This is a genomic window from Candidatus Tisiphia endosymbiont of Ptychoptera albimana, from assembly GCF_964026605.1.
In the GTDB taxonomy this organism is placed as follows: Bacteria; Pseudomonadota; Alphaproteobacteria; order Rickettsiales; family Rickettsiaceae; genus Tisiphia.
Genome location: NZ_OZ032164.1, coordinates 486835 through 512889, shown reverse-complemented (window position 1 = coordinate 512889; position 26055 = coordinate 486835). Strand labels below are relative to the sequence as shown.

The window sequence follows — 26055 nt, the reverse complement described above, 5'->3', positions numbered from 1 at the left end:
TACCCTGGATTGCCGCGTAGCCGCTTTTTCGCGACTCCTCGCAATGACGAGTAACGCTATTCGAGTTAGCTAAAAGTAAAATTTAAAATAAGATATACTTAATTATGTCGACAAAAGATTATTACCAAATACTTGGGGTTAGTAAAACTGCTACCCAGGAAGAGCTAAAAAAAGCTTATCATAAATTGGCGATGCAATATCATCCTGACCGTAATACACAGGATAAACAAGCAGAAAAAAAGTTCAAGGAAATAAGCAGTGCTTATGATATCCTAAAAGATGAACAAAAAAGAGCTGCCTATGATCGTTTTGGACATGATGCCTTTCAGAATTCAGGTGGAGCATCGTCAGCTGGAAGACATAACAATAGTGGACCTGATATAAATGATATATTTGGTGAGTTTTTTAATGATTTTATGGGCAGCGGGACAAGAAGACAACGACCATCAACTAATATTAGAGGTTCAGATCTAAAATATGATATCACAGTTACTTTGCAAGAAGCATTTCGTGGTATCGACAAAAATATTAGTTTTACCAGTGAAGTAAAATGCCAAACATGTAACGGCAACGGGTCAGAAAGTAATGCCGGAATGACCAAATGTGACGCTTGTGCAGGACAAGGGGTTACTAGAAGACAACAAGGCTTCTTTACATTAGAACAAACTTGTGCAAAATGCCAAGGTGCAGGACAAATAATTAAAAATCCATGCAAAAAATGTCATGGTCAGGGGCGTTACTCACAACATAGAAATTTATTAGTAAATATTCCAGCTGGTATTGAAGAAGGTACTAGAATAAGGCTTACCGGTGAAGGAGATGCCGGAGTGCGAGGAGGAAATAACGGGGATTTGTATATTTTTGTTACTATTAAACCGCATGACCTCTATAAAGTTGATGGAATTAATTTGCATTGTAGACTACCAATTAGCTTTATTAAAGCTGTTTTAGGTGGAGAAGTAGAAGTTCCCGATATAGAAGGCGGTAAGGTAAAATTACAAATACCCGCTGGCACACAAAATGGCGAACAACTTAGGTTAAAAGGCAAAGGTATGTCTAAGGTTAGATCAAGCATTAGAGGTGATATGTTTGCTCACATACATATTGAGATACCAAAGAATCTTAATAAAAAACAAAAAGAATTACTAGAATTGCTGGATAAAGAATTTACAAGCGACAAAGATGAGGATGATGCTAGTTTTTTTAATAAAATGAAAAACTTATGGTCATGAAATTTTATCCATTTTACTCGATAATCAAGTTTTTCCTTAACTGTCTTCAGATTTCTTATTTAAAGCAATTAAATAAACCTCTACTGACTCTTTACGACTAGAAGATGGTTTAAAATGCTTGACCTTATGAAAATTAAGTTTAACTCTGTTTAGCACATTATTCTCCGTACCACCTCGAAAAATTTTAGCAATAAAATGCCCACCCGGTCTTAAAATTTTTAAGGCAAAGTCAATCGCATGCTCACATAAGTCAAGAGTCCGAATATGGTCAGTTGTTGCATGACCCGTCGTATTCGCAGCCATATCACTCATTACCACATCAGCACTACCATCGAGCATCTTTATAATAATCTCTTTTGTATCTTCAGCATAAAAGTCTTTTTGCAAACAATGCACACCAATAATTGGTTCGATGTCAAGTAAATCAACTGCAATTATCACGCTATTATTACCACGTGACTCATCAGATTTAATAATTCTGCTAGCCACTTGACTCCATCCACCTGGTGCAGCACCTAAATCGACTAATTTCATCCCTGGTTTTAACAGATTAAATTTTTCATGGATTTCCAGCAACTTATAAGCTGATCTAGATCTATAACCATCAAGCTTTGCTTTAGAAACATATGGATCGTTTAATTGGCGCGTGAGCCACTGTTTTGACGAATTTTTACGCTTTTTTGTAGTTTTAATGGCAACAAATTTACCTCTAAACCCTAATATATTAGATGTCATGACACATGATCTCGCTAGTTTTTTTAGCAATTCTATCCAATACAGAATTAACAAAGCCAACTTCGTTTTCATTCAACATATCACTTGTAATATCGGTGAATTCATTAATTACCACTTTACTTGGAACATTTGGAAAAAATTGTAATTCACAAATTGCCACACGCAAAAGAGCAAGAAGCAGAACAGGTAAGCTAGTAATTTGCCATTCCGATGTCAAATGCCTTGATATCATCTTATCAATTTGAGATAAATTTAGAACTACAGACTTTACTAACAATTCAAAATAACTTATACTTAACTTCACTTTTATTGGTTTGTTTAAATCATTAGCTACTCGTTCATCTTGATAGAATTGAACAATTTGTTGCATGATCCGATCTATGTTTTGATCAGGACTCTCCGGTTTATACTGATAAATTGCTTGTACTGCAGCAATACGTGCTATTGTTTTGGTACTAATTTTGGTGGTCATAAAAACTTTGATGTATTGGTAACATATTTAATCTATTAGCTATAGCAAAAAAGCATAATTTAGTAAACCTATTTAAAAAATAATGAGTTGTATGTTATCAATATTCGGATTTATTCTAACAATCAGCTTATTAGTCTTTATTCATGAGTTTGGGCATTATTACATAGCTAAAATATTTGGAGTAAAGGTTGAGGAATTCTCGATAGGTTTTGGTAAGGAACTCTTCTCTAAAATAGACAAAGATGGCGTAAAATGGAAAATTTGCACCCTACCCTTCGGTGGTTACGTTAAAATTTATGGATTTGACCCTGCAATATTTAAAGATGTACAGGTGAATAGACCTATAGCTTTTCTTAGCAAGCCTCTTTGGGTTCAATTCTTAATTATAGCTGCTGGACCTATAGCTAATTACTTGTTAGCCATTCTCATATTCACAACTATTTATTTTTCTCATGGTCAAGTAGAAATACCTCCTATAATTGGTGAAGTAGCGGTCAATTCACCTGCTGAATTAGCTGGGCTTAGAGAAAATGATAAAGTTATTATGATTGGCACTAATAAAATTGATAGTTTTGTCGATTTACAGAGAAATATATTCATGAGCGGAACTAACCCCATCAATCTTTTAGTTGAAAGGCATGATGAGATTATTGATATTGTTATAACTCCAAAAGAGATTAGTCAAAAACTGGATAATCAACCTGAAATAAAAAGACCTTATATAGGAGTTATTGCTAAGAATGAACCTATTTACATTAAAATGAATATTTTCCAAAGTATATATCAAGGTTCTGTAGATGTTGTTTATATCTCAGGTTTAATTTTAAGACACTTTGGACAAATGCTAATGGGAACAAGATCGCTAAATGAAATTGGTGGACCAATTACCATTGCCAAGGAATCAGGAAAATCTTTAGAACAAGGGGTAGCAAATTTTGCTCTATTTGTTGCCATGATATCAATTAATCTAGGTCTACTTAATTTGCTACCGATTCCAGTTCTAGATGGTGGACATTTAATGTTCATAATATATCAAACAATTTTTGGAGAAACACTTAGTGGGGCAATAAAAAATGCTATACTAAGATTAGGTATGGGGATAATTATTTTTCTTATTGTAATTTCCTTGTCAAATGATATAAAAAACTTAGTATTTTAAATTTTAGTATGACTTATAAAACCAAACAAAAGAAGGTTCTTGTGAAAACAAACTTCAAATCAACTATTAAACTAGCTATTTTGGCAACAACTGTTTTATATAATACATCAGCTTTATCGGCTGAGTATATTAAAAAAATAACTATTCAAGGTAATAAAATAATCGAAAAATCGACTATTGAAAATTACTTAAAGCTTCAAGTAGGAGAAGAATATAATACATCCAAAGGAGATGAAGCAATCAAAAACCTTTACTCAACGTCTTTGTTTGACAATATAAGTATTACACTAGGCAATGGTGGTAATTTGATAGTTACTGTATCAGAAACTCCGTTTATTACTAAAGTAGTGTTTACAGGTAATTCTAAAATCAAAACATCCTCATTATCAAAAGAATTGCTTACCATGTCTGGTGAATCAATGAGTCCAGCTAAAATCCAACTAGATGTGGAAAAAATTAAAGAGATATACAAACGTTCAGGTCGTTTTTCTACAACCGTAACGCCAAAAATTGAGAGACTTGAGAATGACAGAGTAAAAGTTACTTTTGATATTGCAGAAGGACCTAAAACAACTGTTAAAAAAATCTATTTCAGTGGAAATAATAATTACCGTAGTACAGAACTACAATCTGTTATCCTAACAAAACAGTCAAAATGGTTTAACTTTTTAGAAACAAATGATACCTACGATCCAGACCGCCTAGAGTATGATAAAGAATTGTTAAAGGAATTCTATCAGTCAGTAGGATTTGCCGATTTTCGTGTTATTTCTGTTACAGCAGAACTCAATACAACCAAAGAATATTTTACTATCACTTACTCTATTGAAGAAGGGGCAAAATATAATTTTGGCAACATTACTATTGACAATAAATTACCTAATATTGATATAAATGAAATTAAAAAATATATTAATGTTAAGTCGGGTGATACATTTAATATTAATAGTTTAAATAAAATAGCAAATAAAATCTCTTCACATTTTGCAAGTAAAGGTTATCCAGGAATTAATGTTTACCCTGATATAAGTAGTAAAAACCCTGATAATACTGCTGATATTAAATTTGTTATAGATAAGGCAGAAAAAGTATTTATTAATCAAATTAATATTATGAATAATCTAAAAACTGAAGATAAAGTTATTAGACGAGAATTTAAAATTTCTGAAGGAGATATATTTAACCGTTCTTATATAGAAAAAGGTCATCAGAATCTACGCAATTTGGATTATTTTGAAAAAGTACTTATTAGCGTTACACCAACAACACGAAAAGACAAATATGATATTAATATTGACGTTGAGGAAAAATCAACATCTTCAATTAGTTTTGATGCTGGCTATAACACAGCGGGAGGTCCATTTGGACGTATATCATTTTTGGAACGTAATTTAATTGGTACTGGAAAAGTGTTACATGCTGGAGTACAAGTAGGAAGAAAGAGTGTTAGTTACTATGCTGGCATAACCGAACCTCATTTTCTTGATAAAGATGTATCGCTAGGTTTTAATGTTTTCAATAATTATAGCGGTCGTGGGACTTCATTTCTTTCACAAGGAGATCAAAATTATACGTTAAAATCTATAGGACTCAAACCTTCTCTTGGTTATAATATTGCGGAAGACTTAAGTCATGAAATTGACTATACTCTTAAGAGAGATGTATTAAGCTCTCCAGGTAATTCAAGCTCTATATTCTTAACTGAACAGATGGGAAAATTCATCACATCAGCCATCGGACATACTATCACTTATGATCAGCTTGATAGTAGGATTATTCCTAAAAATGGTTATGTTATTAGCGGCACTCAGGAATTTGCTGGTGTTGGGGGTAATAATAAATATTTAAAACATGAACTAGAAGGTAAATATTTTAAATCTTTTATCAATAATAAATTCACTTTAAAACTTTCAAGTAGTGTTGGTGATATTATGGGTGTAGGAGGTAAAACTGTAAGAATTTCTGATCGGTTTAATTTGGGTGATTATAGCCTTAGAGGATTTGCTGCTAGTGGAATAGGTCCTAGAGAAAAAACAACAAATGAAGGTCTTGGCGGAGAAAAATATTATACATTTTCAACAGAACTCAACTTTCCAACTGGTTTACCAGAAGATTTTAATTTAACTGGAGCTGTTTTTATGGATGCTGGTAGTCTTTGGGGTGTAGGATTAAATTCTAAAAGTATTTATAAATCTGATAGTTTTTATAATGATAAATCACTTCGTGCTTCTGTTGGGGTGGGTTTTATATGGGTTACTCGCTTTGCCCCTATCAGAATGGATTGGGCTTGGCCAATTAAAAAGAAACCTTATGATGAAAAGCAACTTTTCCATCTAAAGTTTTCTACACATTTTTAATATTGTAACATGAGTTCGATATAATATAGTAAAATCCTATATAATTAAGAGATTAAATTTAAAAAAACTTGTAAGCTCTATATGAAATTAACAAAATTATTATTTTATACCATCACTACCTGCTTAGCTTTATCTAGCTGTAAAACTAAGAAGATAGATGAAGATTTAATTGTTCCAGCTCCTGAATTATACAATGATGGTCTTGTTTTACTGGAAAAACAAAAATATTTGAAAGCTGCTGAAGAATTTTCTAGGATTTTCTATCAAGATCCTGGTAATAAAATGACTCCTCAAGCTGAGTTAATGCAAGCCTATTCTTTATTTTTAGCATGTCAGTATGAGGAAGCGGTAGATGTACTTGATACTTTTATTAAGCTGCATCCAATGCATGAAGATATTGCATATGCGTATTACCTAAAGGCATTATCGTATTATATGCAAATCTCAAATGTACAGCTTGATCAATCAAGAACCCTTTTAGCTAAAGAAAGTTTTGAAGATGTTATAAAACTTTTCCCTAAAACAAAATATTCAATTGATGCATCTTTAAAAATTGATTTAGTAAATGATCATTTAGCCGGTAAGGAAATGGATGTAGGTCGTTATTATCTCAGTAGAAATAACCCGATAGCTGCTATCAATAGATTTCAGCTTATTGTGGATAATTACCAAACTACATCACATATACCAGAAGCACTTTATCGTTTAGTGGAAAGTTATTTAATGTTGGGACTTAACATTGAAGCAAAGAAATATGCTGCAGTACTTGGTCACAACTATCCGGATAGTAACTGGTATAAATATTGTCAACCGTTTATTAACAACTTTCCAAAGGGACCAAATAAAACACCATCGCAATAATAGAATTTTTTTACAATTCTACTTTTGCTGGTAAATTTTATGTCACTCTTGGGTTCAAATCTATAATGCAGACTTTCATACTGCTTACGGTTTTCTGCTTTTCTTGCCTCTTCTACAAATTCTCTAGCATAAGTACCTTATTTAGGTTCTATATATGGGTTTATTGCAACAGTTTCATTATATACTCGGTGAACTTCAAGAAGAGCTAGGCAGTAGCAAAGTCGAGCAGCGTAGCGTACATGAGTAACTAGGCAGCTTCGATCTTTGGTCGCGGGAACGCCAATTCTTGAAGTTCTACCTGAGTATACCTGAGTTAACCAATGGTTTAACTGGAATTATGTATGCAGATAAAGGATATATTAAGCAAAACTTATTTACGCGAATTCGGGATAAGAATTAACTAATTCTTATCCTGAATCCGCATTAGACGGTATCGAGTGACCTAGATGCCCAAATCACCAACAGAAGTAGAGTTATACAAGAGGCAGAATGTTACAAAGTCTTTCGGTAAAGAATTTTATTCTGATAGATGAATTGAACATAGAGTTTGAAAAAGGACTATGTGTGATTACCGGTGAAACTGGAGCTGGTAAGTCTATTTTGCTAGATGCAATTTTGTTCTCTTTAGGTAACAAATTCTCTGATAATGTAATAAAACATGGATGCGATTATTGTACGGTTGCTACAACATTTACTCTCAATAATGATTTAAAAAAGCTTTTGGAACAATTTAATATTGAGTGTGACCAAGAATTACTAATAAAACGTATCCAAAAATCTGGTAACCGCAAAAAATTTCTTATAAATGATCAAGCGGTGACAGTAAATACCTTACAACAAGTAGCAGATTATTTATTTGAACTTCATGGACAAAATAGCCCTACTACCCTTCTTACCCCCTCCTCCCATATTAATATTCTAGACGATTATGGAAACCTTCTAGGTTTAAGAGCTGAATTATCCGAGCATTTCAATATTTTACAAGCAACTACTAAAGAAATCAATAAAGTCACAAAAGATAAAGATACTATAGAACGAGAGATAGATTATTTAAATTTTGTAACCAAGGAATTAAAAACTCTTGACTATCAAGTAGGAGAAGAAGAAAAACTTACCACTATAAGACGCAGTTTACAAAATCGTGATAAAGAAATACAAGTAACTCAAGATATATTATCACATCTTGAAACTCCTGAAATTAATAAGTCCATTACTAATGTTCAACGTTTAATAGCCCGTAACTTACAGGAAAATGAAGAATTTGCCTCTATTTCATTAAATTTAGATGATTGTTATAATAGTCTAGAAGAAGCACGTATAAAATTACAAAACATTATTAATAACTTCGATACAAATGAATTTAACTTAGATGAAATAGAAGAAAGGCTGTTTAAAATCCGTGATATAGCACGAAAATATAATATTTCTTGCGATAAAATACCTGAATTTGTTGACAATTCTAACCAACAACTAAATGCCCTGAAGGATAAAATTAATAACGTTAAAATCCTAGATATTAATAAGCTAGCTGGTCATAAAAAATATTTTGAACTAGCTGAAACTTTATCGCATCAGCGTTCTAAAATAGCCAAGAACCTAGAATTAGCTATGCAAAAAGAGCTTGAACAACTTAAAATGGAAAAAGCGATTTTTAAAGTAGAAATAGTATCTAAGGATAATATTGCAAACCAAAATGACAATAAACATTTTTTGGAAGGCAGGGATACTTCTAAAGTAATGTTATCTAAGGTATCAGATAATGGTATCGATAATGTGCGTTTCGTTGCCTCAACTAACCCTGGCATGCAACTTGCTCCTATTGATAAAATTGCTTCTGGTGGTGAATTATCAAGATTTATGTTAGCACTAAAAATTTGTCTTTTTGATAAACTAATTAAGGAAACTATTATTTTTGATGAAATAGATACGGGAATTGGTGGTATCGTAGCCGATAAAGTAGGAGAAAAACTAAAAAAGCTTAGCTCTATTGCTCAAGTTATCACAATTACTCATCAACCGCAAGTGGCAGGTAAGGCAGATCAGCATATTGTCGTTAACAAGCTACAATTGAATGAAAGTACTAAAATTACTATAAAAAATCTAAATCTTCAAGAGAGGCAGGTCGAACTTGCTCGCATGATCTCAGGTAAATCCATTACCGATGCGAGTTTGAAGGCAGCTAAAGAGCTTCTACATCCTTAGCCGCCCTTCCCTTAAGCAACCACCTTTTTCTTAATTACTTTATTAGGATTTACTTGAAGTTTTTCTTTAATTCTAGCTGCTTTACCACTTAGATTTCTTAAGTAATATAGTTTAGCACGACGTACTACACCATATTTAACAACTTCAATCGAATGTACAATTGGTGAGCAAATCATAAATCGTCTTTCCACACCTTCACCATGACTGACCTTACGAACTACAAAAGAAGATGCAACACCCCTATTTCTTCTAGCAATTACTACGCCTTCATACATTTGAAATCTTTCCAGTAATTTTTCCTTACCATCTTTTTCAACTGCTCGATCAATTATTTTTACAGTAACCTTTACAGTATCCCCTGCTTTAAAGTCAGGAATCTTTTTATTTTCCGTTAGTTTTAGAATTTGCTGTTGTTCAAACTCTTCAATAATATTCATTACCTTAAACTCCTATAAATATTTAATAAATCCGGTCTACGTTTTTTTGTAATCTCTAAAGATTGCTTGCTTTTCCAATCTTTAATTAATTGATGATTACCAGACAACAAAATACTCGGAACTTCTCTATTTTTCCACTTTGCCGGTCTCGTATATAGAGGACATTCAAGCAATCCAGCGAACTCTCCATTTTCCTCAAAAGATTCTGATTGCAATGTGTCTTGATTCAGTAATACATTTGGAAGTAATCTAATCAAGCAATCAAGAATAGCAAGAGCTGCCACCTCACCACCAGATAAAATATAATCCCCTATACTAATTTCCGTCATATTATACTCTTCAATTACACGTTCGTCAACCCCTTCAAAGCGACCACATAAAATTATTATTTGCTTTTCTTGTATAATTTCACGAGCAATATTTTGGGTAAATAGCTTTCCTCTTGGTGAGGGATAATATATTTTGGCATTAGGATTTGAAGACAAAACATGATCTATACAACTACCCACCACATCTGGACGCATTATCAGTCCGTTACCACCACCATAAGGCTCATCATCAACATTTTTATGCCGAGTTAATCCAAAATCTTTTATATTAACCACATTATAAGACCATATACCCTTTTCTAAGGCTTGCCCTGCAAGGGAATATTGCAAAAATCCAGGGAACATTTCTGGAAATATGGTTAATATTGATGCATGTAATGAAGACATTTAATAAATATGATGAAATTTTAAAATAAAAAAATTGATTTGACTTATATTATAGTTTATATAATTAGGCAATATGAATCCACTAACACTTTATTGTTAATCTTCATCATTTATTTTTCGGAGCATGGCGCAGCCTGGTAGCGCATTTGGTTTGGGACCAAAGGGTCGGGAGTTCAAATCTCTCTGCTCCGACCACAAATTTCATTGTAATTTAATACCTCCTTTTTAGTCATTAAAACCCTAATACTTATAAGATTTCTTCATTTACTCAAACTTCAAGATTTATTAGATTAGGTAACTTCCATAATGATAGATTAGAGAAGTTACCTAATGATATTTCTCTTGTAGAAGCTAGAGAAAAATCAGTTGAAATCAAGGGTCAGAACAACAAAGGCATTCACCCTTTTAACAAGTCACCTATTTTAAACAATGAAATAAATCATCAACCAACTAAGGCAACTGAGCTAACCTTTAAACAGTTTTTTTGATAAATATATTGAAGAACACTGTAAGCGTAAGAATACGAATTGGGAAGATGCTATTGATACAATGAATCGAGATGGTGATGATTTGTATGATAAAAAGATATCGGCTATAACGAGGGAAGATATTCAGAAAATATTTAATGTTATTAGTAATAGGGTCAAATATAGTGCTAACAGGTTTTTTGAGTTGTTAAGGGCGGTATTCAATAAAGCTATTGCCTTGGGGCTATTAGGGAAGAATCCGGCTATTGGTATTGAAGAACATGAAGAACAAGCGAGGGAAAGATATATTAACACCAAAGAGGGAATGTCAAGATTTATTGATGCAATTAAGACAAGTACAAATAGGCAAATGGCAGATGTATTTTTACTATCATTACTTACTGGGGCAAGGAAAAGTAATGTTTTGTCTATAAAATGGAATAATATTAATTTTGAAGATAGAATATGGTATATACCAGCTGTTCAAACTAAGAATCGCAAAGCACTCCCAATTCATTTAGTAGAAGATGCCATAACAATGTTGGCAAGAAGGAAAGAGGAGAATAAAACTGGATCAATATGGATATTTCCTAGCGATAGGAGTCGCTGTGGTCATTTAACATGTATGGAACTACCCAAAAATGCAAGAAAAAAATAATACTTGACAGAAAAAAAGCAAATGCAGTCATGTATTCGACTTAAGGCTCAATAAAGTGCCATAGCCCTGATGGAATTCGCTAACTTATGAACTTTAACATTATCACCTTAACGACTTCATTTGAGCCTGTGAGTTAAACAGTTTTTTCATAAGCTAAGGTTTGTCTTATTCATCATCAATATTATCATCTCTCGCATATTCCTTGGTAGGAATTCCTTACTTTAATTATTTTATTCCAACCGCTGATTTTTTAAAATTTAAACCTTATTTATTTAAATTTTTAAAAAATCAGCCACCTTTATAAAAATAATTAATATTAAACTTTTAGTAACATACTTTTGTTTCACTATATGGCTGATCATTTCTTAGTACTGCAAACACTACTCTTGCTAATTTATTTGCCACCGCCACTACACTAGTATTATAACCTCGTCTCTCTTGTAGTCTAAACATCCAATCAGTGAATTTGCTCTTATCACCTGTTACTTTATCCAGTTTCTTAGTTCTTAATACCCTAACGGTAAAAACAGACCGGGCTCCATGGATTAATAAATTACGTAAATATACGTCGCCTCTTTTACTAATTCCTAATAATCTTTCTTTCCCACCAGTTGAGTGCTGCTTTGGTACTAAACCAAGCCATGCTGATAATTGTCTACCATTTTCAAAATTTGCTGCATTGCCAATTGAGGCTGTTAATGCCGTTGCAGTTATTAAACCTAACCCTGGTATTGCCATTAATTTAGCATGGTTCTCATTATTTTTAGCAATCTGATTTAATCGTTTTTCTAAATCTATAATTCTCTTATTATTATCTCTAAATTCTTCCAGTAATAAACAAAATGTTTCTTTACTCTTATTACTCAGTTTATTGCCGTCCATAGCTGTATTTACATGGCTAATTATTTTATTTACTCCTCTTGCGTATAGTTACGCCAAATTCATGCAATAAACCCCTAATTTCATTTGCCAAAGCTGTACGATTTTTTACCAATCTTTCTCGAACCCGGTGAATAGACAAAACATCCTGTTGCTCTACCGACTTTATTGGTACAAATCTCATCGTAGGACGACCTACTGCTTTGCATATTGCTTCTGCATCTTTAAAATCATTTTTATTGCTCTTAACATATGGTTTAACAAATTGTGGTGTCATCAACTTGACATCATGAACAAATTTTGTTATCTCTCTAGCCCAATGATTAGAACCACCACATGCTTCCATTCCCACTAATGATTTTGGTTGGTTAGCCATAAAATCTAAAAACTTTTCTCTTGTTAATTTTTTCTTAAAAATATTTTTTCCATATTTATCTACTGCATGCAAATGAAAAATATTTTTTGCTAAATCTATTCCTATTATGTTATATTCCATTTTGGGACTCCCTATTGTTGTTTTAATACATTAAATATTAAATCTAGAAGAATAACATCTGCTATTCATTCTGTATATAGGGTAGTTCCATACCATTACCTAAGAGAGCGTGGAAGAAAATTTGTCAATTGGCTAATATTGATGAGTTAAGGATTCATGATTTAAGAAGAACGCACGGTTGTTTGATGCGTAAAGCTGGAGCTGATAGAGAGTTAATAGGTGAAGCGTTAGGTCATAAGGATCTAAAATCAACAAAAATATATGATATTATAGAGAGTGATCAAGTTAGAACATTTAGAGAGAAAGCCATGAAAAACCTAATGTCTTCAAAAGAAAATAAAGTAACTATTTTAAATAGAAACAGAAAGAGCTAACAATAATACTGAAGCACTATGTAATAGGATAGAGGAATTAGAGCAACAGTTAAGAGAGCTTAAACGTACGCAAGGGTAATATGGTGTAATTGAAATTCAGATATTCAATTAGTCTTTATTTTTATAAACATTTATGTAACAGAGTTAAAAATATCTTAATTTTTAGTTTAATATGTTTTATAATGAAAAATTATTATAGGCATTTTATGAAAAATATTAACCATTGGCAGGCAGAATACCAGTCTTGCGGTTATTCTAAGAAGTTAGAGGATCAGGTGATTCTGCTAAACAAAAAAGTAATGCAGCCAGTGGATATTATCGAAGTCAAAAAAGGGATTTTTTATGCTCGAAAATATCACGGCAGCCAAATGAGACAGTCTGGTGAACCATATTACTCACACCCGATTGAAGTAGCTTATATGCTTGCTAACTATACAGCTTTAAATATGCCAATATTGTTTAGAACTGACATGATAGTAACCGCATTACTACACGACACCATCGAAGATACAGAACTTACTGAAAAGATGATTGCTGAAATTTTTGGAAGTCTAGTGGCAACTGCAGTAGAAGATCTAACAAGGGTCAAGCCTTATGGCAAGATCAGCTCCAAAGAGACTTTAGATTTATTATTTCAACAAAAAAAATATGATGTAGCATTGATTAAAATTTTTGATCGAATTCATAACTTACAAACTCTAGGAGCTAAATCACCGGAAAAAGCTAGAAAGATTATAGAAGAAACTATGACCTATTTTATAACTTTAGCTGTATATTTAGAAATACCAACAATAACACAACAAATGCTTGACCTATGCTATCAACATTTAGATATTAAACAATCTTCCCTAGAGAAAGAAATTTTTTTTGAGGATGGTTTTCAGCTTCTCTCTCTAGCTCTAGAACATACAGTAGAGCAAAGCAAAACCCAACAATTACTGTAATCATGATAACTAATATCCCCACTACTGGGAGTGTTCAACTAGGTAAACAAGGTCAAAGGAGTAATAATATATATACTAAATTACCGCGAAGAGGTATTGATAATTCTCTTACAACTCACTAATACCAAGTAAAGGCAGTGATTCTTGGCAATATTCCATAGCATAATCTCTTACTGTTTTACCGTCTTGATCCTGAAGTGTCACATTGTATAAACTGGTGAAATTCTCTTATCATTCCTAGCTTAGTTGTTGTGCTAACTTCCTTGCTTTCTAACAAACAATGTAGAGGCGTTTTGCCTTGGATATTTTGAACATTAATCTTAGCTCCACATTTATGTAATAATCTAATATCCTCTTTGTTACCTTGGGAATGTGCTATATGCATCAGAGTATCACCAAAATCTGTTGGTTTATTGGATGTTACTGACAATGCTTCATTTTTTTTACTGTCTAGATCATCATGAAAACTAGAGTCTATTGTTTGGTCGATCTTTAATGCTTCTATGGCTTGTAATTTGTTTTTCTCTAACAGTTCATCTATATCTTTTAGTAATTCATCTCCTATGTTGTTATCCCCCAAATCTATTGAAGTAACAGAGTTATTGTGCTGTAAGGCTTGTGCTAGATACTTAGCCCCTTCAGCTCCTATTTTGTTATACCTCAAATCTATTTCCTTAATATTTTTTCCTGATTGTAGATATTTAATAACTTCAATAAATTTCAATTTCATAATAACCTCCTTCAGTACATAATAATAAAGATTAACAAGAAGAAAAAAGTGGATAACACATAATCATAATCTTATAATTTAGGTTATTTAAGTTAGTTTAGCAGTTTATAATTAATAAATACTAAACAATAATTAAAATAGTAAACAAAAGTTTAGAAATATGTGTCTAAATAGTAACAGAATTTTAGGAATATATATATTTAGTGATTTTGATGTAGAATCTCAGATTTTTATATAATGGTTAATTTTTTTGTGTTCAATGCCTTTTCCTGCTTTAAGTTCTTCTATTGATTCCAAGATTTCATTAGTCACGTCTTCAGCTGGAACTCCACTATCATAATTCATCCACCATTGATCTTCGGCAACTGTTATTTTTAAGTCATCTTCCTCTGAAATTAAGAAAAATTTAGGGTTAATGAGTTTTTTAGAAAATTCACTCATCTTTTGTTTACTGATAATCTTGTTATCTGTGGCTATAGCATCATGCCAAATTGAATGTTCGTGAGTTAGATGGCGTAAGTAAGAGGCTGTATGCTCTCCATAAATAGAATACACTTTGTAAATCAATTCTTTTTCTTCTTTATCATATAATTCAAAATCAATTTCACTAGGGGCTGGAATAGCATCATCTTTAAAATTACCAAATGTTTTCTGCAATACCCTAACTACAGCACCCTGTTCCCATGCTTCAATTTCTTCATTAAACAAAGGTCTATCTAATAAAGCAAGGCTTATCCCTTGAGCAAAATAAATTAACTTCTGCAATTTTAGTTGAGTTATAGTATCTCCAGCTTCTCTATCTACTAAAACAAGGAAGTAATTAGCTACATCAAAGCAGCTTAATATTCTTTTTTCGAGCAGTACTTGCATAGTTCTATTTTTTTATCTAATTATTTTTATAACACATTTGTTATTTATTAACATACTATTAGTAAAAAATTCATTTTAAATTAATATTAATAATGTTAAGATATACTAAAATAGTATGTAAAGGGTATAACTATGGATGAAATGATTCAATCAAAAGTACTACTTACTCAGACTCATCTAACAACAGAGCAAAAATATACTACAGGTTTACTTTTAATAGGTACATTTTTAGAGTATTTTGATCTGATGCTGTATATTCATTTAGCAATTCTGTTAAATGATCTATTTTTTCCTAAGACTGACCCCCAGGCTGCTTCACTCCTCGCTGCTTTAACTTTTTGTTTGACCTATATATTCAGACCTGTTGGTGCTTTGATTTTTGGTTATATAGGAGATAATATTGGTTACAAAGCAACAATTGTTACAACAACTTTTATAATGGCTATTTCATGTATTATTATTGCTAATTTACCTGTTTATGACCAAATAGGTATTGTCTCTACTTGGATAATTATCATATGTTGAATTCTGCAGGGCATATCATCCTTAGGAGAAATAGTAGGTACAGAACTTTTTCTGACTGAAATGACCAAGCCACCCATTCAATATCCGGTTGTCGCATTAGTTTCAGTTTGTACGATCATCGGAGGAATGGCAGCACTTGGTATAGCATCTTTTAGTACGTCATTTGGAATCAGTTGGCGTATGGCTTTTTGGGCAGGTGCATTAATTGCTGCTGTTGGAGTAATGGCTAGGACAATGCTGAAAGAAACACCAAAATTGCTAAGGCAAAGATCAGTAGTGGATAATTCTATTGAGCCTACAAAATTTAATATGACAACAATGTTAGCTTACTTCTTGATACAGTGTGGATGGTCTATATGCTTCTATTTTGCCTATATCCATTGTAGTGGCATTTTAAAAAACTCTTTTGGTTATTCGTCGGAGGCAGTAATTCATCATAATTTTATTCTTTCGATGTTATCTTTGGTTGGCTATTCAATCTTTGCTTATTCAAGTTATAAAATATACCCATTAAGAATTCTTAAGATAAGACTAGTAATATTTTGTATTTTTGTTATTAGTTGTCCTTATTTACTAGACCATTATAAAACCCCCTTTGTCATATTGCTAATCCAATTCATTACTGTGGTATTTGGTTTCTACTCCATGCCAGCTGATACAATTTTTTTCCGACATATTCCTATTTTTAGACGATGTACTCACGTTAGTTTGTCTTTCGCTTTGTCTCGTACTTTAATGCACATTATTGCTTCTTTTGGTCTTGTTTACCTAATAGAATATTTTGGTAATTATGGGTTATTAGTTATTATGATTCCAATAACCCTAGGGTTTGCTTTTGCCATCTATCACTTTGAAAAGTTAGAGAAGCAAGCTGGTTTTATTAATCCAGTAACTATACAAAATCTATAAACTTAACTGCTATAAGCAATATTATAATGAGTATCGCAAAGGTAAGTATTCTCATTTTAATACAGCCTAAAATTTCGAGTAGAGATTTCTTTGACATATGTAGTATACAGGTCGGGAAAATCTTCTTTAAACTTAGGTATTTCAAAGGTTTTGCGAGTGGTGCTTTTCCATGAAACAAGAATATGATCACCTTTTTTTAGGTAAGTGTGCAGTTGCATATAGTTCATCACTTCAAGTTTCAAAGTATTTTCCGTGGTAAGTAGGGTTTGTTGTAGTTCTTCCAGCTTGTTTAATTCTGCTACTTTCTCGGCTATCGACTCATTGGCTTCAATGATATTTTGGCTGGCAATATTGTCACTGGAAATAGCATATAGACTTTTCTTGCCTGCTCAATAGTTTGGGGTACTGCTGAAGGTGAAAGAGAAGGAAGAAGAGGAGTTTGTTATATAGTAGGATTTGGCAGCTGCTCATCAATAATAGTATCTTGCAATTTATTATTTTTTTTCGTTTTTTTCAAATTATTTGAGTACATCGCTGAGGGCAACGCTATACTATGTTGTATAGTACCATTTGCTTTCTTTTTGATTGGACTAATAGCATGTTGGTTATTATCTATATCTTGATTAGTTTGGGTTAACATTTTACTCCTCGTTATATGTTATTTTTGTCAATCATTACTGTTAACTAATTCCTTGCAAAAATACTTCTCTCTCTAGCAATCGTCTTCTAACCAAGCCTTGAAGTCTAATACCGCGAGCATGAACCCATTTAGGAAATTCATCAGCCGCTAGTAAATATTCACCTCGTAGTAGTTTTTGCCTTAAAGTCGAAGTTTGAAAGGCAGCAGCTCCACAGTTGAAGATAAATGATATCAAAGCTCCCTCTTGTGAGTAGCTTAATGGTATGCGGCAATGACGATAAAGGGTAGATTTAGCTTGTGCCATATCCTGCTTAAGTAAGCATACCGCTTGTTCTTCAGTAATACTCTCAACTTCCTGTTGTTGTTTATCGTCTTTGATAACATGTCCCCAACCAATAGTCTTTAATCCTGCCGGGCAGTAATATGGCTGCAACCTTAGCCCCTCAAAGCTCTTAATTAGATATTCTGCTTGATTATTAATATCCATAAAATTTACCATAACCATTACCTCGGTATCTACCAAAGGCTCGATGACCGAACCAAAAGCCAATAACTGCACAAAATATTCCCTGATCCTCATTAGTCCATATTGTAGCAATCGATGCACCATATTTTAGAAAGATGGCTATTTTTAAGACCGCATAGAGCAAAAAGAAAACATAAGTAATCACTGGTCTAACACTAGCTGCCAAACTATTGATCCAATTACCGTTGTTTGTGCTACTTGCTATTTGCATCCCAGCATATTGATACAAAGACTTACTTTCATCGCTATCAGCCTTAATTTGAATTTCTTCAAGCCGAGAAGTATGATTTATCTTAGAAAATTTAGCTTGCCGATCCATTAAAGCCAACTCATGCTTTTTATCTTTCTGATCCTTGAGGAAATTCAAAATCTCCGGTATGAAACTACTGAAAAATCCTAGAAATGCACTTAATATCGCTATCATACAATTATCACCTTCATTTAATGAATATCAATAGGACCACAACGACTACCACCAATAGTCAATTTTTTATTAACAATATCAAGGATAACATTACCTGCAACATTATCAACGCTGACATAAGATTTCACATTTGTTGCAGTTATAGAATTACCAGCAAGTGTAAGAGTACATCTAGACATACTTAGGATGTTCGAACCATCACCACGCCCTATTACATTAATTGGACACTCTAAAGTCCAAGTTTGTGCGGTCATACTTAGACGTTGTTCTAAATCCTCTATTTTATTTAGCAATACTTCTATTTCATCTTCTGCCATAACGTCGGATAAATGCAAGCTAGCTAGGGAAGTTACACTTTGACTTAAATCTTTAGTGCTAGCAAGGTTGCTAGTAGAGTCATTAAGACTATTACTCTGACTCTTAACAGATATTTTATATTCTAGAGTCCTAGCATTACTAGGAATACAGCCAATCAGGTTCTTTAGATTGTCTTTACCAACCTGGGTAGTTAAGTTTCATGGTAGAACTATATACTTAGCTTCATCCTCGGAATTCATGGATACTTTGGTGAAAGGAGGTTGATTGCCAATGAGAAAGCTTAGTGAGCTTCTTGGAATTTCTATAGTGTCAGTTTTGCTGCGAGTCCCTATATGCAATTCTGCTTTCTCTACTTGACTCGGTATAAGAACCTTGTCCCAATTAAATTTTGCTATATCCGGCAAATCATTACTATTGCTGGTATGGACATTAACCATGATTTTTCTAAGCTTTTCGATCTTTTGTAACGTGTTAAGCGTTACGACTATTGTTCTCATATAAACCTCCTACTATCTAGAAACTAGCTTTGATAGATACTTTGATAGGTAATTTTGTGGTCAAAATCTCTCTACCATCGCTAGTTAAAAAAAAGATGTCTATTATAACATGGAAAATTGCATTTTGCATCATATTTTGTGATATTTTTACATCACATTTATAGTTATTTTTTTTGATAACAATTCAATGCATTGGGATTTATGGTTAGTAGATTTAGGGCTATTGGTAAATAAAATAAATTTCGTCCCGGTATATTACGACAAACCAATTTCTTAGCCAAGTCTTTTGCCTTATCCTCATTACCATCCCAAATATTGCTATAGATCGACATTACATCATTAACGTCAGCAAGAATGGGGCCAAGCATCGCTTGACTAAAGCTATGACCATATCGATTATAATGACTAAGGGTAAAATCACTCAAAAATCCTCCACCACCTCCTTTTAACATAGCTATTTGGAATATTTTAGGATCAAGAGGATTGGGCAGCTCTTCACCTTGCGATAGGTTTTTAGCTGCTAATGATAAATAGCCGCCAATAGTAGCTAAACTAAACATGGTAGCAACTATTTTGGGACTAGTTAAACCACGTATAATATCTTTGGTGCTACCAGTTCGCTCATTTAATGGTAGTTGCCCTACAACATAATCTTTTAATGGTCTTGCTATATAAGTAATTGGATATTGCTTGAATTGTAGTAGCATTCTCACAGCTGCCCCAAGCGGCGTACCAGCATTAGTACCAAGAGTAGTAAAGTATCTTTCCGACGCATGAGCTTCCGGAATACCAGTATCAACTCTGTCTTGTAGATATCTTCGGAAATTATTTTTAATAGCATCTTCTAATTTTAATGCATCGTCAGTAGTAAATTCTTTGTTAGCAACATATTTAATGAAATGTTCTTTTAGTACATTATGTGGTATTTCCCTAGTAGGAATAATATATTCTTTATTATCGGCTGCTTTTTGTATTAAAAATCTATATAAATGCCAGTTGTTTTCATTGATGCCGTAACATTCTAATATTGTTGTTAATTGTCTAGGGGCTTTGGCATAAGGTCTTTGCACGTGATAAGCAAGATGATTGGATAATATTAACCCAAGCGTTGATTTAAAGCTATTATTCCACCAATCCATTAGGTTAATTTTAAAATAAAAATTAGTAGCTTTAGTTAGCATGCCAGCTATTGGCTGCTCAGCATTTAGTTCTGAATAACTGTGACCTAGCAGATTTTCAATACCAACACCTAGCAGTCTAGCAAATTCTTTCTTCTCTTTAGAACTGAAACTATAGGTTAGAGCTTTAGCAATATTGGCAAATGCTTGAATCATTGGCAAACCATGATACATTTGTTCTGCTACAAAAACGGCACTATCGGGTATTGAAGACAAAGTGATATTACCAAGGCTAGATAATATCTTGATGTTACGTAAATTTCTATCGATACTAGCTAGTAATTGATTATCAGGAGTAATGCCAATCATTAAATCAAGTATGTCATCCAGTTTCCTCCTACCTAAAAACTCTAATTCAGCTAAAGCAAGTTTGTCATTATTAGCCGCTTTTGCTTGCAGTCCTTCTATATAATGTTCTTTTAATTTATTTAAAGTAGCTTTTGGATCTTTGCCCATACTTTCTAACAACCCAGTAGCTTTGCCAAGTTTTTGTAAATTAATCGCTATCGAATGGAATAAATTATGCTTACCAAATATTTCATTATATTTAAGCCAGCTATCAACTGATTTAAAATGTAGCTTCCTTGCTGACTTGAAATATTTGGCTATATTAGTCAGATAAAACGAGCTTGGTAAATATTCGTCACATTGATATAAATGCTTACCGGTTGCAAGATTATTAAAGACTTGCCGCAGATCAATATCCTTATCCATTATCTGCCAATCAAGTAACGGACTAATAAACTCTTGCCAGCTGGCAAACCCAGCTTGTCTAATGGCATAGGAATTATGTGACTGACGAGTGATATAACCGGGTAACTGCTCGATATCTGCCCCAGCTCGGTTAGCTCGAGTTATCGCTGCATTTTGCCATTTATCAATAATTTTAGCACAAGCAACTACCTTTGGTGAATTAGTTGCCTTCTTATCTTGACCAGTAATATTATATATTTCTTGGGCTATTGCTCTTTCATAATGTTTATCTTTAAATATTTCCAATAAGTCAGCTTTGATTAAATCATTGATTAAACCACTTTCCAACTCTCGAGAAATAGTTACTTGCCTTAAATTAACTTGTTTTAAGTAATCTTTAAAACCTTCTGATGGAGCAAGAGGGAAACGATCAATGTAATTCTTGGCTTCTACTAACTCATCTAGTAAATGTTTAGTTTGTTTGTCTTGCTGAGCTTGTTTAGTTTTCTCTATTTTCTCTGATTCTGTCTGATAAATTACGGATTGATGTTGTCCCTCAAAGAGAGATTTAGCGTTATTTGGATCATCCAAATCAATCAGCTTACCGTCCTCTAATTGTCTAGCGGCAATATACAAGTCTGTTGTATCTAGATCGTAAGCTTTAAGTTGTTGTTGCATTGATTCTAATCTATGCCAAATACCAGTATCCATATCTTGTAGTCGCTGTTGAATCTCCATAAACTCAAGGTTACTGCTATAGTTATCATAGATTCGCCATAACTTATTTTTTTGTTCATTTAACTGTTGTAAAAATATATTAGGTATTTTTGTTTCATCACCACCAGTGGCAAATAGTTGGTGTAGCATTTCCTCAAACTTTGCTATATGCTGTTCTTGCTCAAAAAATTCTAGAAATTTAGCGATACCTTCTTGCTAAATACTATCTTTAATGGCTTGAGCTTACTTGATATCGAATGATAATGAACTATGGTGGTTATTAGTTGTTGGATGAGTTTTATCCTGTAATTTATTTACAAGATTTTTAAATTGTTGATTAATTGCTGGATTATTAGTGGCAACATCTTGAGACAATAGCCCTGATGGTGAATAATAATGATCTTTTAGTTTTTTAAAGCCATAACCAAGGCTATACGAGACTGCCGTAAGTCCAGCTCCAAATGCCCCGCTAGCTAGAATATTATGAACACTATCACTTAAACCATAATCAACTTGCTCTAAGCTACGTTCACGGTGCATAAAAGGCTCTATTGCTGTTTGCCCAGCTACTCCACCAACAAAACCTTTAAACAAACCAGTTTTTAACGCTCCATATTTTAAGCTAGCTGCTACCCACTTCGCTTGACCGCCAATAGGTACAAAGCTGGCTGCAATATTAACTGGGTTAAGATTACTGCCTAACAACTCAGCAGCAAATTTCCCCACTTCTTCCTGAAAGCCGCCTTTACCTCTAGCCATTATATATTGGTCAATTTCTCTTTGTTGCTTTTTGCTAACCAAATACTCCACCATATCAGTTGTCATATATGGTTCATATTGCAAGCCGGTATCTGCATATTTTTGCTTAAATTCTTCTTCAGAGATAGTAGGCGTATCAACATATTCGGCTATATCCTGCATCTCAGGTGATAGCATATATTTTAGCTTGTCCCTTAAATATATGCTAGAATCAGTAAAACCAAGGTTTAATGCAGCATTCCATACATCCAAGCTTGCTGCACCAAGATTATTAAGACCAAAACTGTCTCCCCTCGATTTAATAAATAGTGTCTTACTGCCCATCTAACCCCCTTCTAGGAAACAAGAGTAAATTTGCTTGTTTCTTCCATTATGAACTTGATCGTTTGGTATCAAGTGTCACTACTTCTAATCCTTTTATTCTATTAAAATCTCGTCCATTCAAAGTTAATATTGGATATCCATGAACTATAGCTGATGCAGCAATTAACATATCATGAATACCTATTGTAATATTTTCTATAAATAAATTATATAGGATATGATTATATATCCTTGCTTCTTCAACTCCAAAAGGCAACACGCTAATTGAGTTTATTATATGCTCGACAAATACTGATCTTTTCATTCGACGTTCCTCAGTATTTGATCTACTAACTCCTGTTAACAATTCTGTAACAGTAATAGGACTAATATAAGATTGCTCATATTGAACCAATTTAGTAAAATCTATTTTTCCTTTTTCTACTGCTATAATTACCGAACTATCAATTATTAATCCCATTTATTTCCCCAATCCTGTAACTTCAATGATTTAACTGCATTAATATCCTTCTCAAATTCATCTATATCATCTTTATCAAGATGAGGACCATTACGAAAAAATTCATTTAAGTCTTTTATCGCTATTGTATTACTTGCTTTAACTGGCATAATTCTTGCTACTATATTCCTCCCTTTCTTAATATTAAAAGTTTCTCCTCTATATTGTACTTGACCAACAATATCTGAAAATGAACGTACCATCTCTGTCACCGTAATTACTTTTGGCATTTTTACCCTCATTTAATGATTATACAATACATAATATCATATATTATGATTTTATACAAAAGTATATCTATGCCATTTTTACATAATGCATAGCATTTTATTTGGTGCTTGTTTCAAACCATGGGTTAAACAATCTATCCATCGTAGAAATAGGATCGTTTAATTGTATTAAAGGCACGGTAAATATAGTGCTAGGCGAAGAAAACAAAGGATGAGTGCCTTGTTCGTCAAAATAGACAAAATATACTGCCTTCTTATCTTCTGTTATCCTAAATTGCCCATCACTTAATACTTCCTTGATTCTTCTAACAAAAGCTTGTTGTATTTGTGGGTCGCTGTAACCTTGACCAAATGAGCTAGTGATATCATAAGCAATATCACCCTTAATTATATCACGCCGTAATTTATTGAGATGATAATTTACGTAAGTCTCATCTAGCTTAACTACTTCCCCTTGATCTACTAAGCTAGCTGGTAGGTGCAAATTAACTAGTGGCTTGATATAAGATTTGCTAACTAACTCATTGATTGCCAATTTGGTAGCTGCTTTTGGATCAATATGTTTTTGGTGTTGATAAAAACGTGCTAAATGATATATGCCATCTTCTATTAGATTAACTTCCGCCGTATTTTCTGCTTTATCAAATAACATGTGCTGAACAAAATCCTTGAGGATTGGATTTTGCCCGATTTCCTGCTTAATAGCTAGTTTATCCTTATCAGCAAACTCACCAAATAATTGACCTTGCAGGCTAATAGCTTGCAACAGAGAATTGGCTAAATCCTCTCTTTTATGTAAATAGCTGTCTATATACAAATGGCTTAAAGTAGATAATCTACGTCCATCATTCTTTTTCTCATCAAGTAAAATTTCATCGATAATCTCAGTGCCAATTGACTCGCCCTGATCTTGATATGGGAAACTTTGACTATTTTGAATATTACTAATAGTATCTAAAGTTTCTTTTAGTTTATTCGGGTCATTGGATTGTAATCTTCGTAAATAATCATTTTTCTCAGCTTGCATTAAATATTTCTGATTGTAACTAGCTATGCCTTTTTGCTGTTGTAATTGTTTTCTAAGCTGATAACGTTGAAATAAAGGCATGTCCTTATCTATATCTTCAACATATAATTGTTCAACATATTTAGCCGGGTCTGTTTTAGCTAATTTAATTTGTCGATCACATTCTTGCTGCAAAATATGATATATTTGCTCTTTTTGATGATAGTCAATATCTCCTGACTGAGGAGCAATTTGTTGTAATATTTGTTGATATTGGTCTAATTCGCCACGCTTTAATTGCTGTCTGATAATAAAGGCTTCTTTGTACAAAGTTTCTTGAGCTTTGAACTGCAGCAATCTAGGATCATTAGGATCAAAACTTTTTTGTACTAGATTGTCAATACCATCAATGCCTTGTCCTTTTTCTAAAATACTATCAAAATGAGATTTTATTAACAAATTCAATTGCTGTTGTTGCATTAGTTGTTGATGGTGCAGTAGATTATTGGCTTGTCCCTCTAGCTTAATTCTCTGCTCTAGCGATAAATCTTGCTTCCAGTCAAACATCATATTGGGGTTCAATATAGAATGCGGTGATTGTCTCAAAGTAGCAAGACCTGCTGCATAAGCTAAATCTTGCTTAGCACGCAAAAACATGTTGTCTTGTTCTAATGGTGGTAGAGATAAAGAGCTAAGGGCAATACTAATATCTTGTAAATGATTAGTGTAAAGCTGTGGATTGTCATAGGTAGCGTTTTTTAGTTTTTCAATGGCTTCAATTGCTAGATGATGACGTTTGCCATCAATCAGTTTGGCTTCCGTATGGCTTATTTGCTGAGATAACGATATCCTATAATCATTAATCTTAGCTTGCAACAAACGCTTGGTTAATGGATTATTGCTACGCTGCAAATAATCATTGGTTCGTTGGTCATATTTACTTAAAAAGTAATCAAGACATGGTTTGTTATTCTCAAGAAAATCCGGGTGCATCTCATCAAATTGCGTTAAACATGTCAGACCACCAGTTTTACTATTGTTGGCTACTTCAATATTACTTTGTGACTGGTGTAAATGCTTGGTGGTATCGCTAAGGAAATCTGACCATAAATGTGGCATTTCTACACTAGCATCTTTCTCTAGCTTACGTGCCAAATAGCCTTTAGCCTCTTCGTTAATCTGATTAGTTACTGCTGCAATAGCTTGCCATTTCATTTTTAT

26 protein-coding genes, 1 tRNA gene and 1 pseudogene are annotated in these 26055 nt (G+C 33.0%); 11 read left to right on the top strand and 17 right to left on the bottom strand.

Annotation, left to right across the window (positions count from 1 at the left end; genetic code table 11):
- Positions 1–104 precede the first annotated feature (104 nt).
- Positions 105–1232, top strand: coding sequence for a molecular chaperone DnaJ (dnaJ, locus tag AAGD36_RS02455; protein ID WP_341751849.1), 1128 nt, complete (start codon positions 105–107; stop codon positions 1230–1232).
- Between the two features lie 36 nt (positions 1233–1268).
- On the opposite strand, the gene AAGD36_RS02450 is transcribed toward dnaJ, so the two are convergent.
- Positions 1269–1967: an RlmE family RNA methyltransferase gene (locus AAGD36_RS02450; protein ID WP_341755799.1), complete on the bottom strand. Its 699-nt coding sequence runs from the start codon at positions 1965–1967 to the stop codon at positions 1269–1271.
- Positions 1957–2439, bottom strand: a complete 483-nt coding sequence (nusB, locus tag AAGD36_RS02445) for a transcription antitermination factor NusB (protein WP_341755798.1) — start codon at positions 2437–2439, stop codon at positions 1957–1959. The genes AAGD36_RS02450 and nusB overlap by 11 nt, the downstream gene beginning before the upstream one ends.
- A gap of 91 nt (positions 2440–2530) precedes the next feature.
- On the opposite strand from nusB, the gene rseP reads away from it, so the two are divergent.
- The 4 genes from rseP (at position 2531) to recN (ending at position 9018) form a co-directional block, all read left to right on the top strand.
- A complete protein-coding gene (rseP, locus tag AAGD36_RS02440; RefSeq protein WP_341755797.1) occupies positions 2531–3598 on the top strand; it encodes an RIP metalloprotease RseP in 1068 nt (355 codons plus the stop codon).
- Between the two features lie 41 nt (positions 3599–3639).
- Positions 3640–5955, top strand: coding sequence for an outer membrane protein assembly factor BamA (gene bamA, locus AAGD36_RS02435; protein WP_410521241.1), 2316 nt, complete (start codon positions 3640–3642; stop codon positions 5953–5955).
- 81 nt (positions 5956–6036) lie between these two features.
- Positions 6037–6816, top strand: coding sequence for an outer membrane protein assembly factor BamD (locus tag AAGD36_RS02430; RefSeq protein ID WP_341755796.1), 780 nt, complete (start codon positions 6037–6039; stop codon positions 6814–6816).
- A 489-nt stretch (positions 6817–7305) separates the two neighbouring features.
- On the top strand, positions 7306–9018 hold the full coding sequence (gene recN, locus AAGD36_RS02425; RefSeq protein ID WP_341755795.1) for a DNA repair protein RecN: 1713 nt from the start codon (positions 7306–7308) through the stop codon (positions 9016–9018).
- A gap of 11 nt (positions 9019–9029) precedes the next feature.
- Here the strand turns inward: recN and rplS are convergent, their stop codons facing one another.
- Complete coding sequence (gene rplS / locus AAGD36_RS02420) at positions 9030–9455, bottom strand: 50S ribosomal protein L19 (RefSeq protein ID WP_341755794.1); 426 nt, start codon at positions 9453–9455, stop codon at positions 9030–9032.
- Positions 9455–10171 (bottom strand): tRNA (guanosine(37)-N1)-methyltransferase TrmD, encoded by a 717-nt coding sequence (gene trmD / locus AAGD36_RS02415; RefSeq protein ID WP_341755793.1) that lies wholly within the window; start codon positions 10169–10171, stop codon positions 9455–9457. The genes rplS and trmD overlap by 1 nt, the downstream gene beginning before the upstream one ends.
- Before the next feature lie 118 nt (positions 10172–10289).
- On the opposite strand from trmD, the gene AAGD36_RS02410 reads away from it, so the two are divergent.
- Positions 10290–10366 (top strand) — tRNA-Pro (locus AAGD36_RS02410).
- Positions 10367–10720: 354 nt separating this feature from the next.
- On the top strand, positions 10721–11296 hold the full coding sequence (locus AAGD36_RS02405) for a tyrosine-type recombinase/integrase (protein WP_341755792.1): 576 nt from the start codon (positions 10721–10723) through the stop codon (positions 11294–11296).
- Between the two features lie 324 nt (positions 11297–11620).
- Here the strand turns inward: AAGD36_RS02405 and AAGD36_RS02400 are convergent.
- Positions 11621–12671: pseudogene (locus AAGD36_RS02400) on the bottom strand (IS110 family transposase).
- A gap of 128 nt (positions 12672–12799) precedes the next feature.
- On the opposite strand from AAGD36_RS02400, the gene AAGD36_RS02395 reads away from it, so the two are divergent.
- Together AAGD36_RS02395 and AAGD36_RS02390 are read left to right on the top strand one after the other, a co-directional pair.
- Positions 12800–13045 carry a tyrosine-type recombinase/integrase gene (locus AAGD36_RS02395; RefSeq protein WP_341755791.1) on the top strand — a complete coding sequence of 82 codons (246 nt, stop codon included), beginning with the start codon at positions 12800–12802 and terminating at the stop codon, positions 13043–13045.
- Between the two features lie 206 nt (positions 13046–13251).
- Entirely contained in the window at positions 13252–13989 is a 738-nt protein-coding gene (locus tag AAGD36_RS02390; protein ID WP_341755790.1) for an HD domain-containing protein, read from the top strand.
- Between the two features lie 178 nt (positions 13990–14167).
- Here AAGD36_RS02390 and AAGD36_RS02385 read toward each other — a convergent pair whose 3' ends face one another.
- Positions 14168–14719 carry an ankyrin repeat domain-containing protein gene (locus AAGD36_RS02385; protein ID WP_341755789.1) on the bottom strand — a complete coding sequence of 184 codons (552 nt, stop codon included), beginning with the start codon at positions 14717–14719 and terminating at the stop codon, positions 14168–14170.
- Positions 14720–14941: 222 nt separating this feature from the next.
- Positions 14942–15589, bottom strand: coding sequence for a Panacea domain-containing protein (locus AAGD36_RS02380; protein ID WP_341755788.1), 648 nt, complete (start codon positions 15587–15589; stop codon positions 14942–14944).
- Positions 15590–15721: 132 nt separating this feature from the next.
- Between AAGD36_RS02380 and AAGD36_RS02375 the strand changes: the two genes are divergently transcribed.
- Positions 15722–16114, top strand: a complete 393-nt coding sequence (locus AAGD36_RS02375; RefSeq protein ID WP_341755787.1) for an MFS transporter — start codon at positions 15722–15724, stop codon at positions 16112–16114.
- Between the two features lie 60 nt (positions 16115–16174).
- Positions 16175–17023, top strand: a complete 849-nt coding sequence (locus AAGD36_RS02370; protein WP_341755786.1) for a hypothetical protein — start codon at positions 16175–16177, stop codon at positions 17021–17023.
- 442 nt (positions 17024–17465) lie between these two features.
- Here AAGD36_RS02370 and AAGD36_RS02365 read toward each other — a convergent pair whose 3' ends face one another.
- The 10 genes from AAGD36_RS02365 to AAGD36_RS02320 form a co-directional block, all read right to left on the bottom strand.
- Complete coding sequence (locus AAGD36_RS02365; RefSeq protein ID WP_341755785.1) at positions 17466–17663, bottom strand: hypothetical protein; 198 nt, start codon at positions 17661–17663, stop codon at positions 17466–17468.
- Between the two features lie 40 nt (positions 17664–17703).
- The gene (locus AAGD36_RS02360) at positions 17704–18162 is read right to left on the bottom strand and encodes a lysozyme (RefSeq protein WP_341755784.1); all 459 of its coding nucleotides are present in this window, start codon (positions 18160–18162) and stop codon (positions 17704–17706) included.
- The gene (locus AAGD36_RS02355) at positions 18140–18613 is read right to left on the bottom strand and encodes a hypothetical protein (RefSeq protein ID WP_341755783.1); all 474 of its coding nucleotides are present in this window, start codon (positions 18611–18613) and stop codon (positions 18140–18142) included. The genes AAGD36_RS02360 and AAGD36_RS02355 overlap by 23 nt, the downstream gene beginning before the upstream one ends.
- A 17-nt stretch (positions 18614–18630) precedes the next feature.
- Entirely contained in the window at positions 18631–18930 is a 300-nt protein-coding gene (locus AAGD36_RS02350) for a hypothetical protein (RefSeq protein ID WP_341755782.1), read from the bottom strand.
- 198 nt (positions 18931–19128) lie between these two features.
- Positions 19129–19428, bottom strand: a complete 300-nt coding sequence (locus AAGD36_RS02345) for a hypothetical protein (protein WP_341755781.1) — start codon at positions 19426–19428, stop codon at positions 19129–19131.
- Between the two features lie 164 nt (positions 19429–19592).
- Positions 19593–22166, bottom strand: coding sequence for a hypothetical protein (locus AAGD36_RS02340; RefSeq protein WP_341755780.1), 2574 nt, complete (start codon positions 22164–22166; stop codon positions 19593–19595).
- A 93-nt stretch (positions 22167–22259) separates the two neighbouring features.
- On the bottom strand, positions 22260–23099 hold the full coding sequence (locus tag AAGD36_RS02335) for a hypothetical protein (protein WP_341755779.1): 840 nt from the start codon (positions 23097–23099) through the stop codon (positions 22260–22262).
- 46 nt (positions 23100–23145) lie between these two features.
- Positions 23146–23559: a PIN domain-containing protein gene (locus tag AAGD36_RS02330; RefSeq protein ID WP_341755778.1), complete on the bottom strand. Its 414-nt coding sequence runs from the start codon at positions 23557–23559 to the stop codon at positions 23146–23148.
- The gene (locus tag AAGD36_RS02325; protein WP_341755777.1) at positions 23550–23828 is read right to left on the bottom strand and encodes an antitoxin; all 279 of its coding nucleotides are present in this window, start codon (positions 23826–23828) and stop codon (positions 23550–23552) included. Before AAGD36_RS02325 ends, AAGD36_RS02330 begins: the two co-directional genes overlap by 10 nt.
- Before the next feature lie 97 nt (positions 23829–23925).
- Positions 23926–26049 (bottom strand): hypothetical protein, encoded by a 2124-nt coding sequence (locus AAGD36_RS02320; protein WP_341755775.1) that lies wholly within the window; start codon positions 26047–26049, stop codon positions 23926–23928.
- Positions 26050–26055 lie beyond the last annotated feature (6 nt).